Consider the following 11994-nt stretch of genomic DNA (forward strand, 5'->3'; position numbering starts at 1 on the left):
GCAGAAGTGAAAAATTGAAGAAAATCCGTGCGATATGCGGGAGAGGTTCTAGCTACACCCTCTATAAAAAACTAAGGACGAGCTGTATCCTTGGATACGGCCTTTTTTATGTTTTTCTAGAGCACCTTCCGAAAAGGTGTTTTTTTGTGTGAATCAGCTGTAGCGATGTCTCTCGCCGACGTTTTTATTGCGGAGAAGGAGAGGAATCATGAAAAAAGAAAAAGCAATTGTCGTATTCAGCGGCGGTCAAGACAGCACCACATGCTTACTGTGGGCTCTAAAGGAATTCGAAGAAGTCGAAACGGTGACTTTTCATTATAATCAGCGTCATTCGCAAGAAATTGAAGTGGCAAAATCTATCGCAGAAAAGCTTGGTGTGAAAAACCATTTGCTTGATATGTCACTTTTAAATCAGCTTGCACCGAATGCCCTGACAAGAAATGATATTGAAATAGAAGCAAAAGATGGTGAACTGCCATCCACATTCGTTCCAGGCCGCAATTTGGTATTCTTATCTTTTGCATCTATCCTGGCATACCAAATTGGCGCGCGCCACATTATTACAGGAGTTTGCGAGACAGACTTCAGCGGTTATCCTGATTGCCGTGATGAATTCGTAAAATCTTGCAATGTAACGGTAAACCTGGCGATGGAGAAGCCGTTTGTGATTCATACACCGCTCATGTGGCTCAATAAGGCGGAAACGTGGAAGCTTGCAGATGAGCTTGGCGCGCTTGATTTTGTAAAAAACAACACGCTGACCTGCTATAACGGCATCATCGCGGACGGCTGCGGCGAATGTCCGGCATGCCACCTTCGTTCAAAAGGTTATGAAGAATATATAGCGATGAAAGGAGAGCGTGCATAAATTGTTATCTCAAATTTATCCGCAGGCCCAGCATCCTTACTCATTTGAACTGAATAAGGACATGCACATCTCAGCTGCTCATTTTATCCCTCGGGAAAGTGCGGGAGCGTGCAGCAGGGTTCACGGGCATACGTATACCGTAAATATAACCGTTGCCGGCGACGAACTTGACGATTCCGGCTTCCTTGTCAATTTCAGCGTGCTCAAAAAACTGGTGCACGGAAACTATGATCATACGCTTTTAAATGATCATGAAGAATTTTCTCAGGACGACCGGTATTCGCTGCCGACAACTGAAGTCGTGGCGAAAACGATTTATGACAAGGTGCAGGCTTACTTAGACACATTGGAGAATAAGCCAAGCTGTGTACAGGTGTTTGTCCGTGAAACACCGACAAGTTATTGTGTCTACCGTCCGAAAAAGGGTGGTTTGAATGGCTAAAGGAATTCCTGTATTAGAAATTTTCGGCCCGACGATTCAAGGGGAGGGCATGGTGATCGGACAGAAAACGATGTTCGTCCGGACAGCCGGCTGTGATTATTCCTGCAGCTGGTGTGACTCCGCCTTCACTTGGGACGGGTCTGCTAAAAAAGATATTCGCTGGATGACGGCTGAGGAGATTTTTGCAGAGCTTAAGGAAATTGGGGGAGACGCGTTTTCCCACGTGACGATCTCAGGCGGCAACCCGGCCCTGTTAAAGCAGCTGGATGCTTTTATTGAACTGCTAAAAGAAAATGACATCCGTGCAGCGCTTGAAACCCAGGGGACCGTTTATCAAGACTGGTTTACACTGATCGATGATCTGACGATTTCTCCAAAACCGCCAAGCTCAAAAATGGTGACGAACTTCCAAAAGCTTGATCACATTTTGACTTCACTTAAAGAGAATAATAGACAGCATGCTGTCAGCTTGAAGGTAGTCATTTTTAATGATGAGGATTTGGAGTTTGCCAAAACGGTCCACAAGCGTTACCCAGGAATCCCGTTTTATTTACAAGTCGGTAATGATGACGTGCATACGACAGATGATCAGACATTGATTGCACATTTGCTTGGAAAATATGAAGCCCTTGTTGATAAGGTAGCTGTCGATGCGGAGCTGAATCTGGTCAGAGTGCTTCCGCAGCTGCACACCCTGTTATGGGGCAACAAACGCGGAGTATAATAGAAAGGAAGATAAATATGACGACAAGAAAAGAATCAGAATTAGAAGGTGTCACACTGCTTGGCAACCAAGGAACAAATTATTTGTTCGAATATGCGCCGGAGGTGCTTGAATCCTTCCCGAACAAACATGTAAACCGTGATTACTTTGTAAAATTCAACTGTCCTGAATTCACATCTTTATGCCCGAAAACAGGACAGCCTGACTTTGCGACAATCTACATCAGCTACATTCCTGATGAAAAAATGGTTGAAAGCAAATCATTAAAGCTGTACCTGTTCAGCTTCAGAAACCATGGAGACTTCCACGAAGACTGCATGAACATTATTATGAACGACTTGATTGAATTAATGGACCCGCGCTACATTGAAGTATGGGGCAAATTCACGCCAAGAGGCGGAATTTCCATTGATCCGTACACAAACTACGGAAAGCCGGGCACGAAGTATGAGAAAATGGCCGAGTACCGTATGATGAATCATGACTTGTATCCGGAGACAATTGATAATCGTTAATGAGAAGTCACACTCAGTTACAATAAAATTGTGACCTGAGGTGCAACCTGAAGTGTAACTTAATGCAGTGAAAAATTGATATTGCAGAGGTAATTTAAGACGTACAAATGTGTACGTCTTTTTCTTTTATGCACAAAAACAATTTATTAACGTAAATATTTTGGCAGAAAGGCTAGCAAAATCAAAGGCAAATATGTTGCAGATCGCTTTTTTTTGTGGGGCATCTGCACAAGCTATCATGTCATCTCGCACCTAAACGTTTTTTATAGACTAGTACCGCGACAAGTTATATTACAAATACATACCAATAAAGTAGACATTAAATAGTGAAAGAGAGGACGAAAACGTGTGAAAATTCTTTTTCTTGAGAGTCATCCCATGTGGCTCTATGGTTTACCGAATGGGTTTAGGGAAGCAGGCCATACCGTAATGATTTCGGGTCCTGTGAGCCGGGAAAATATTACTGAAATGATAGACGAATTTAAACCGGATCTAATAGTATCTATGGGATGGACACCAGAGCATTCAAGAGAAAAGCAAGCCTGGATTCGCAACGCAACTAAAAAGGTGAATATCCCACTCGTTTATTGGGCAACTGAAGACCCACTGCACACTCAAAACTTTACCATCCCGTTAATTAAAAAGATGAAACCGGATTTTGTTTTCACCGTTACACCTTCTCTGTGTAAAATTTATGAAAGCATGGGGATTAAAGCAGCTCACTTAGACTTTGCATATCACGAAAGTATACATCATCAGATTAAACCATTGGAGAAATACAGTTGTGATATAGCAGTGGTGGCTAATGCTTACCCTAATTATCTTGAAGAACATCCGGAAGTGTTTCGTTCGTCCTCTTTAAAAACGCTTATTCGCCCTCTTATACGAAAAGGGATTCGCATAGATTTTTGGGGAAAAAATTGGGAAAAAATGAGTAAACATATAGGAAAAGAAATTCCCCGCAATTGGATTCATGGATACCTCGATTATACTGAAGCATATAAAGTTTACAGTTCAGCAAAAATCATTATCGGTTTGCAAAACTGTGAAAGCCAACTTACGCAGCGCACCTATGAAATTCTTGGTTCCGGCGGGGTTTTATTGACATCGGATACACCGGCAGTTCGAGGTAAATTCAAACCTGGCCGCGATCTCATCGTCTCTTCCTCCCCAAAAGAAACATTTGAAAAGGTGAAATACTATTTGAATCATGATAGCGAAAGAAAAAAGATTCAGATAAACGGTAAAAAGGCAGTGAAGAATGACTCCTATCGGCATAGAGCTGAGAGAATGATTGAGGTGCTAAAAAGAAGAGGAATCATAAGGAACGTAGGGGAAACCATACATTACGTAGATGTTCTCAAAGAAAAATACGAGATTCATCATGTTACTCCCGGTGAAACATTATTGAAAATTGCCATGAAGTATAAAGTTTCTCTGCAGCAAATCATGGAGCTTAATCATTTCAAATCAGATCAAATATATGCTGGACAAATTATTAAAATAAGACAGAAACGGTCTAGAGATGTGAAAAATAAATTTTTCTAAAGGAGAGTAATAAGAATGAAGGGGAAAATACCTAAAACAAGAAACCAAGCGAATAAAGTAAAAAGAACGCCTCGTTATATGGAATTTCCCGTGACATACGAAGTGTATCATGTGGAATCTGGTGATACACTATGGACGATTTCCAAATCCTTTAATATTCCGGTACAACAACTTATGAATCTTAATAAGCTTTCTTCAGATATTATTTACCCTGGACAAATGATAAAGATAAGAGAGAGGTAATCTATGAAGTTTCGGAATCGAAACAAATTGAAATGATCAATCATTTTTTTATTTGTTGGGAACTTGATATTTTTGGGGATAAGGGGTTATGAGATGTTTCAAATGAGCTATTTCTATTCTGGATTAGGTTGCGATTTTATTCAACACGTTGATCAAACGAACGGAGTATTAAATGTCGTGTCTCCTGACTTTTTCTATATCAGAAAAGATGGATCATTGCTTCTCCGTTCAGCTAATCCCGATGTAATTAAAGCTCTTCATAGAAGAAAATTAAAAGTAGTTCCTTTTCTAAGCAATCATTGGGATAAGGATTTGGGACGATCTGCATTAAAGAACCGAGTGCTTTTGGCTCAACAAATTTCTAATGTAATAGAAGAACTAGATCTAGACGGAGTCAATATCGATATAGAAAACCTTACAGAGAAAGATCGGCAGGCATTTACGGATTTTGTTAGACTGGTGAGAAAAGGTATTCCTAAGCGTAAAGAGGTATCGGTTGCAGTGGCGGCAAATCCTTTTGGCTGGACGAAGGGCTGGCACGGATCATATGATTATGAGAATTTAGCTAAACATGCGGACTATCTAATGGTTATGGCCTATGATGAAAGCCGCCTTGCTGGGCCTACTGCAAGTGTAGGATGGGTGGAAAAGTCCATTCAATATGCTCTAACCCAAAACATCTCTCCCCAAAAACTAGTTTTAGGATTGCCATTCTACGGCCGTTGCTGGATGCAAGGCCAATCTAACTCCCAAGCCATTTCCCTTTACCTTGTTAACTCACTAGTAAAAAGGCATAACGGGACAATTATTTTTGACACAAAGAGTCAATCTCCAAAAGCTGTTTTTACGATCAAACACGATAAGAAGGATCCATTACCGCCAGGAGCATATACATTATGGTTTGAAAATGAACAGTCACTCAGAGCAAAAATAAAACTCATTCAAAAATATAATCTGAAAGGCCTTGGCAGCTGGAGTCTTGGACAAGAGGATTCGTCATTCTGGAATAAAGTGTTTAAAAATATATAGGCGGAGACGACTGATAATCGTTAATATAGTTTCTCCTGCGAAAATGCAGGGGATTATATACATAAAAAAGACGAGTGAATCCGGGGGGAATGCCACTCGCCACCTTCTAATGAAAAGACGGGATGCTGGATGGCAGCTCGTCTGTTTCATTATAAAACATCGAACGTATGTTTGTAAAGGCGTCTTTTTTAAAGAAATGGTTAAAATAACTGCTCCGAACAGATTCATTGTAAACGTTAGCTAAGTTATGTTAAGATGCATGAACTGATAAGGAGTGGTACAGAGTGAAAACATTGCGTTTAAACGATGTAACGTTAGAAATGGCTGCATATCAAGAAGAGAGTGAGCCGAAGAGGAAAATTGCCTTCACCTTACACGTCACAAGTGAGACTTATCATGATATCGCTGTCCTGTTATATGAAAAAACGTTTAAAGTCGAGGTTCCTGACGAGAATCTTGCCTTCCGCGGGGAAATCACAAATTATTCAACGTCATTGACCAACCTGTACGAAGCGGGAACCGTCAGTGAGTTCCATATCGAAATAACGGAAACAGACGGGAGCGCCGATTCATAATCGGTGTTTTTTTATGTGAAAAAGCTGCCGGGCGGCAGCTTTTGAGAAAGCTAAATTTGATATGTAAGGTGTTTAATTTCTCGTCTTGCAGTTTTTGCGAAAGTGTGTGGATGAAAGGAGGTTTTAATAGGAGTCTCTGATGATCTTGTAATTTTTATGATTGACAACCGTCAGTGAATCTAGCTCAAGATCCCGATAGTTATCCATAATGGTAACATCTACGATAACAGAATTCTCATTTACTTTTTCTACAACACCGGTTAACCCGTTTTTAAATTCAATTACGTTTCCGACCTTAGCGATTTTCACAAGCTTCCTCTCCTTTAAACATAATTATTCCTTTTGAAAGTATTTTGCAGTATTTTCATTGAGAAGTAAAGCGATAAGGAGTTTTATCTCCCTAAGGATTTGTCCTGGCGCTATAAAGATGATATATTGTTTTTCGTCCAAAGAATAAAAAGGGGGAGTTTTGATTGCGTCCCGAAGACATAACAGAACAGATTGAGCAGCTGCGCACTGGCGAAATAAAGGAACTGAGAGTCCAAAAAGAAGACTTTCTTGATTTCAGGGCCGTTTTATCTAAACAAGACGATTTTAAGTATTTCCGCGGCATAGCCCAGCAAGGCGGGGATGTGGTGTTTCAATATTTAGAACAGCCAAGAAGTTAACAAGGTTTCTCATGAGTGAGAAGCCTTGTTATCATATATGACAGAAAAACATCCTTTTATTACATTGGCTGTAACATTCGTAAATAAAATGTAAATCGGAAAAAATGGATAAATATGCTTTTTGTTGACAAGATTTATAGAAAAACAGCCTGTTTTTTTGCCAGTAACCAGCGCGTCACCCGGTATATTCCATCCTGGTACCTGTTTGGGAGAGTTGGAAAATCTTTTTCCGTGAAAATGATTTGTTCTCTTGTTAAGGTTATGAAGTGTTTTTTGAGCACTTTAAGGAGGAAACTGTATGACGACAAAATTTACTGCTCTGGCTGTTTTTCTTCTTTGTTTCATGCCTGCTTCGAAAATTGAACATACACAAGCTTCACTACTGAGCACAAAGAAGACTAAACATGAAGAAGCTAAGCTGCTTACACATATAAATCAAGATACAGACACATCTTTCTCTTCACTGTCTGCTGATAAGGACAAGAAAAAAATAAAACCGATCAAGCTATCAGCGAACACTGAAAAGAAAGAAGAAGAAAAACCAAAGAAAACGAATGATAAGGAAGAAACATATTCACAGTCTGAAAAAGAATTGCTTTCCCGTCTTGTTCACGCAGAGGCTAAGGGAGAATCCTATGAAGGAAAGGTCGCTGTTGCAAGCGTTGTGCTGAACAGGACGGAGAAAAAAGGTTTTCCTGATACAATAAGAGGGGTTATTTATCAGAAAAACGCCTTTGAACCGGTCGCAAACGGAAGCATTAATCAAAAGCCTGATAAAGAATCAATTGCTGCTGCCGAAGAAGCGCTGTCTTCAAAAAATAGAGAAACAGATGCTATATTCTTTTATAATCCGAAAACAGCGTCGGATGATTGGATTCGCTCAAGAAAAATCGTAGAAAGAATCGGCGGGCACGTTTTTGCCATCTAAGCATAGAAGAGACAATTTGTCTCAGCTGTGCTTTTTTTCATATAAAGAGTAAAAATAAAATAATTTTTGAACTTGTCTCATATGATGTTGGTAGTACAAGAGACAAGGGGAGACATCATGAATCGATTTGTGAAAGGGATCATTCTTTTATCCATTGCCGCCTTTTTCGCTGAATGCCTTGAATTTGTGGTGAATATGATTTTGGCACGGGAACTTGGCGAGCATGGGATGGGGCTTTACATGAGTATTTTGCCCACGATTTTTTTAATTATTGTCATCGCAAGCCTGGAACTGCCGATCTCGATTTCTAAATTCATTGCTGAATCAAATCCTAAGCTTCATGAAAGCATGCTGAGGCACGCTTTCAGAATGACAGCCATATTTACAGCATTTTCTACTGCCGCCGCCAGCATTGCGCTTCCGTTTATTCCGGTATTTGATACATACCACCCGTTTATTAAAGGGATTGTCATCGGCTTAATTCCTGTTGTGGCCTTTACTTCAATCGCCAGGGGTTACTTTATGGGTGTGCAAAAAATGGGGAAGATCGCAATCGCCAATGCGCTGAAAAAAATCATCCAGCTCTTGTGCTTATTCCTCTTTTTTCAATGGTACTCATTTGAATTGGACATGGCTGTGCTGATTTCCTTGTTTGTCCTAGTCGTGAGTGATGTGGTCGTGCTTGTTTATTTATATTCACAATTTATCATGGCGAGGCGGGCTATGTCCGGCCAGCAGCACATTCATTTGCGCGGAAAGGATGTAAGAAAAAGACTGCTTGCCGTTTCAATTCCTACAACAGGACTGCGCATTTTTCATGCCGTTGTCAACGCGATTGAACCCTTTTTAGTAAAAGGAGCGCTTTTGGCAGCGGGCGTTGCCGGAACGGCAGCGATCGATCAATACGGAATGCTGGCCGGAGTGGCTGTGACGATAGGATCGTTTCCTGCTTTCATTGCCCACTCGCTAATGGTTGTCATGATTCCGAGTATTTCTGAAGCCTATGCGCTCTCACAATATGACATCGTATTAAAAAGGCTGAAGCAGTCGATTTTCATTACATTTGGTTACGGTATACCGGCTGTTTGGATCATGTTCCAGTTTGCGGAGCCTCTGACCCACCTGTTTTTTCACTCTCCTGAAGCGCAGTATTACTTGCAGCTGTTATGGCCTTACTTTCTCTTTCATCTGTTTGTCATGCCGCTGCAGGCGTGTTTAATCGGGATGGGGTTTGTGAAAGAAGCGTTTTATCACAACGTGTGGAGCCATATCGTTGCCCTAAGTATGATGTATGTGCTGGGATCAATGGAGAATCTGCAAATGCTCGGGATCATCCTGGGGATGAACACCGGCATGATTTTGCTGACGAGCCTTCACTATACACAGATTTGCAAAGCGCTGGGGGTATCAGTTTTCCTTACGGGAGGAAACAGAACGCCGCGAATTGAAGGATGATAAAGAAAAAGCAGGGGCAAGCTAATTGAAAAGCATGAAAGGAAGATTCCATGTTGACGAAGCGCTTGCTTACTGTATGCCTTATGTTATTGGGGATGATTGCATGGTCTCCTGATGTGGCAGCTGCTGACGATAAACAGCCTGCCGTTCCCGCTGTTTTTCTTATGAAAACGATAGAAGGGGAGGATATCTCGATCCCGAATAAAGGGCAAAAAACCATCCTGCATTTTTGGACATCATGGTGTCCGCCCTGCAAAAAAGAGCTTCCGCAATTTCAATCATTTTATGATGCCCATCAATCTGAGAACGTAAAGCTGGTAACGGTGAATTTAGTGAACTCGGAACAAAATCAGCAAGCCGTTGAAGACTTTATTAAAGCAAACAAGCTGACGTTTCCGATTGTTCTTGACTCAAAAGGGGAATTAATGAAGGAGTATCGCATCATCACGATCCCAACCTCGTTTTTATTGAATGAAAAGGGAGAAATTGAAAAAACAAAAATAGGTCCGATGACGGCGGAACAACTGAAAGAATGGACGGAAGAATAAGCTGAGAGCGTAGCCTTTCAGCTTTTTTTGTCATATAATGAAAGGTGAACAGATGTTAATGATAATTATTATCAAAAAGAAATTAAAATAATTATAATTGAAATTTTCTTCCCGCATGCTATAATTAAGGAAGACATCATGAAATAACAACGATGAAGCTGCCTTTTGGGCGGCGATTTTGTTTTTTATAAGGGAAATGAAGATGATTTACGTTCTCAATTAGAGGGGAGAATTAAATATGAATGAACAAGTTATCGTTCAACACGATCCGCATAAGCCATTAAAAACAGAACAGAAAGATAAAAACTGGGCACAGCATGCTGAGCTTATCGCAGCACTGGTGTCAGGCGCTCTTATTTTGGCAGGCTGGCTCTTATCCGGACATCAAGTAATATCAGTAACGCTTTACTTGCTGGCTTTTGTGATCGGTGGATTTGCTAAAGCAAAGGAAGGAATCGAAGAAACGCTCGAATCCAAAACGCTGAATGTAGAACTTTTAATGATTTTTGCTGCTATCGGCTCCGCCTTGATCGGATACTGGGCGGAGGGTGCTATTTTAATATTTATTTTTTCTTTAAGCGGCGCTTTAGAAACATACACGATGAATAAAAGCAGCAGAGATTTAACATCTTTAATGCAGCTTGAGCCTGAAGAGGCAACACTGTTGGTCAATGGCGAAACCAAAAGAGTTCCGGTTTCGGACTTGCAGGCCGGTGATATGATTGTGATCAAACCCGGAGAACGCGTAGCGGCTGACGGTGTTATTGAATCGGGCTCAACAAGCCTTGACGAGTCAGCATTAACAGGTGAATCAATGCCTGTAGAAAAAAACACCGGCGACGCTGTATTTACAGGAACTGTGAATCGCAACGGCTCCTTGACCGTTCGTGTCACGAAAGCAAATGAAGATTCGTTATTCAGAAAAATTATCAAACTGGTTGAATCTGCGCAAAGCAGTGTTTCACCCGCACAGGCTTTCATTGAACGATTTGAAAATGCTTATGTAAAAGGTGTGCTGATTGCGGTGGGGCTCTTGTTATTCGTGCCGCACTTTGCGCTAGGCTGGAGCTGGAGTGAAACCTTCTACCGCGCAATGGTGTTTATGGTTGTCGCTTCACCTTGTGCGCTTGTCGCTTCTATTATGCCCGCGGCGCTTTCCTTGATTTCGAATGGCGCCCGCAACGGTATGCTTGTAAAAGGTAGCGTCTTTCTTGAACAGCTCGGTTCTGTGCAAATGATTGCCTTTGATAAAACGGGCACTGTAACAAAAGGCCAGCCTGCCGTCGAGACTGTCAGAATCGCAGAAGGATTCAGTGAAACGGAGGTTCTTGAGGCTGTCTACGCCATCGAAACGCAATCAAGCCATCCGCTCGCTCAAGCTATAACGTCGTACGCTGTAAGCCGCGGCGTGAATCAGTCAGGCTACATATCTATAGAAGAAACATCAGGATTTGGCGTTATGGCAGAAGTCTCTGGCGCGAAATGGAAGATTGGTAAAGCAGATTTTATCGGCAAAGAAATGGCAGCACAATTTATAAAACAAACAGCATCAGATGTCATTCAAAGCGGCCATACGATTGTATTTGTTAAAAAGGATGATCAAATAGCGGGCTGTATCGCACTGAAAGATCAAATCAGGCCCGAAGCAAAAGAGGTCATGGAAGAATTGAACCGGCTTGGGATTAAAACGGCCATGCTGACAGGAGATCATAAGGACACGGCTCAAGCGATAGCAAAGGAAGCCGGAATGACAACTGTTGCGGCAGAATGCCTGCCTGACCAAAAAGTGAATGAAATCAAACGGTTAAAAGAAGAATTCGGAACGATTGCAATGGTCGGTGACGGAATCAATGATGCACCGGCACTTAAAGCGGCGGATGTCGGCATTGCAATGGGCGGCGGAACAGATGTCGCTCTTGAGACCGCTGATATGGTACTCATGCAAAACGATTTGAAAAAACTCGTAAACATGTGCCGCTTGTCTCGGAAAATGAACAGGATTGTCAAACAAAATATCGTGTTCTCTCTAGCTGTGATCTGCCTGCTGATTTGTGCAAACTTTTTGCAGGTGATGGAATTGCCATTTGGCGTGATCGGTCATGAAGGAAGTACGATCTTAGTAATATTAAACGGGTTAAGGCTTTTAAAATAAAACCAGCAGTCCAATCGGGCTGCTGGTTTTTTATGTATCAAGCTTTCTCTTCTTTTTTGTCTTTACCGGATCTTTTTGTAACCATGATGAGAGCGAGGATGCAGCAAAGGAAGCCTGCTGCACAACCGATGATAGAGCTGTAATAATAAAAGCCGACCATCTTCATACCGATAAAAGGAGCGGAAATTCCCAAAATCGTTAAGAGCATAACTGCTTTTCGCCTGAAAAAATTCATCAGCAAACGGAACAACTCCCTGCAATTGAACTCTACTGTCAGTATACAGGATGGGGGGCAGGAA

Annotated in this window: 15 protein-coding genes and 1 riboswitch; of the genes, 13 read left to right on the forward strand and 2 right to left on the reverse strand. The window is 41.5% G+C overall.

Annotated elements, in window-relative coordinates:
- The first annotated feature begins 36 nt into the window (after positions 1–36).
- Positions 37–81: riboswitch (PreQ1 riboswitch) on the forward strand.
- 127 nt (positions 82–208) lie between these two features.
- The 8 genes from queC to LWH95_RS11560 all read left to right on the forward strand — a co-directional run bounded on the left by queC (position 209) and on the right by LWH95_RS11560 (position 5944).
- A complete protein-coding gene (gene queC / locus LWH95_RS11525; RefSeq protein ID WP_232919633.1) occupies positions 209–868 on the forward strand; it encodes a 7-cyano-7-deazaguanine synthase QueC in 660 nt (219 codons plus the stop codon).
- Positions 861–1310, forward strand: a complete 450-nt coding sequence (gene queD / locus LWH95_RS11530; protein ID WP_080010786.1) for a 6-carboxytetrahydropterin synthase QueD — start codon at positions 861–863, stop codon at positions 1308–1310. Before queC ends, queD begins: the two co-directional genes overlap by 8 nt.
- Positions 1303–2034 (forward strand): 7-carboxy-7-deazaguanine synthase QueE, encoded by a 732-nt coding sequence (queE, locus tag LWH95_RS11535; protein ID WP_003238976.1) that lies wholly within the window; start codon positions 1303–1305, stop codon positions 2032–2034. Before queD ends, queE begins: the two co-directional genes overlap by 8 nt.
- Before the next feature lie 17 nt (positions 2035–2051).
- Complete coding sequence (gene queF, locus LWH95_RS11540) at positions 2052–2549, forward strand: preQ(1) synthase (protein ID WP_133487669.1); 498 nt, start codon at positions 2052–2054, stop codon at positions 2547–2549.
- Between the two features lie 348 nt (positions 2550–2897).
- A complete protein-coding gene (locus LWH95_RS11545; protein ID WP_060398503.1) occupies positions 2898–4097 on the forward strand; it encodes a glycosyltransferase family protein in 1200 nt (399 codons plus the stop codon).
- Between the two features lie 15 nt (positions 4098–4112).
- Complete coding sequence (locus LWH95_RS11550; protein WP_003238974.1) at positions 4113–4340, forward strand: LysM peptidoglycan-binding domain-containing protein; 228 nt, start codon at positions 4113–4115, stop codon at positions 4338–4340.
- A gap of 93 nt (positions 4341–4433) precedes the next feature.
- Entirely contained in the window at positions 4434–5369 is a 936-nt protein-coding gene (locus LWH95_RS11555) for a glycosyl hydrolase family 18 protein (RefSeq protein WP_148981660.1), read from the forward strand.
- A 284-nt stretch (positions 5370–5653) separates the two neighbouring features.
- Complete coding sequence (locus LWH95_RS11560) at positions 5654–5944, forward strand: DUF3219 family protein (protein WP_148981661.1); 291 nt, start codon at positions 5654–5656, stop codon at positions 5942–5944.
- A 123-nt stretch (positions 5945–6067) separates the two neighbouring features.
- Here the strand turns inward: LWH95_RS11560 and LWH95_RS11565 are convergent, their stop codons facing one another.
- A complete protein-coding gene (locus LWH95_RS11565; RefSeq protein ID WP_003232446.1) occupies positions 6068–6253 on the reverse strand; it encodes a YkvS family protein in 186 nt (61 codons plus the stop codon).
- 164 nt (positions 6254–6417) lie between these two features.
- Between LWH95_RS11565 and LWH95_RS11570 the strand changes: the two genes are divergently transcribed.
- From LWH95_RS11570 to pfeT, 5 genes are all read left to right on the forward strand, one after another.
- The gene (locus tag LWH95_RS11570; protein ID WP_003238971.1) at positions 6418–6612 is read left to right on the forward strand and encodes a hypothetical protein; all 195 of its coding nucleotides are present in this window, start codon (positions 6418–6420) and stop codon (positions 6610–6612) included.
- Between the two features lie 298 nt (positions 6613–6910).
- A complete protein-coding gene (locus LWH95_RS11575; RefSeq protein ID WP_019258246.1) occupies positions 6911–7540 on the forward strand; it encodes a cell wall hydrolase in 630 nt (209 codons plus the stop codon).
- A 117-nt stretch (positions 7541–7657) separates the two neighbouring features.
- Positions 7658–8995, forward strand: coding sequence for a sporulation protein YkvU (ykvU, locus tag LWH95_RS11580; protein ID WP_019258247.1), 1338 nt, complete (start codon positions 7658–7660; stop codon positions 8993–8995).
- A 50-nt stretch (positions 8996–9045) separates the two neighbouring features.
- Entirely contained in the window at positions 9046–9543 is a 498-nt protein-coding gene (stoA, locus tag LWH95_RS11585; RefSeq protein WP_232919634.1) for an endospore biogenesis thiol-disulfide oxidoreductase StoA, read from the forward strand.
- 238 nt (positions 9544–9781) lie between these two features.
- Positions 9782–11695, forward strand: a complete 1914-nt coding sequence (pfeT, locus tag LWH95_RS11590) for a metal-transporting ATPase PfeT (RefSeq protein ID WP_232919635.1) — start codon at positions 9782–9784, stop codon at positions 11693–11695.
- Between the two features lie 37 nt (positions 11696–11732).
- Here the strand turns inward: pfeT and LWH95_RS11595 are convergent, their stop codons facing one another.
- A complete protein-coding gene (locus LWH95_RS11595; RefSeq protein ID WP_133487657.1) occupies positions 11733–11936 on the reverse strand; it encodes a hypothetical protein in 204 nt (67 codons plus the stop codon).
- Between the last annotated feature and the right edge of the window lie 58 nt (positions 11937–11994).

The organism is Bacillus sp. G16, from assembly GCF_021282335.1.
Classification (GTDB): Bacteria; Bacillota; Bacilli; order Bacillales; family Bacillaceae; genus Bacillus; species Bacillus inaquosorum.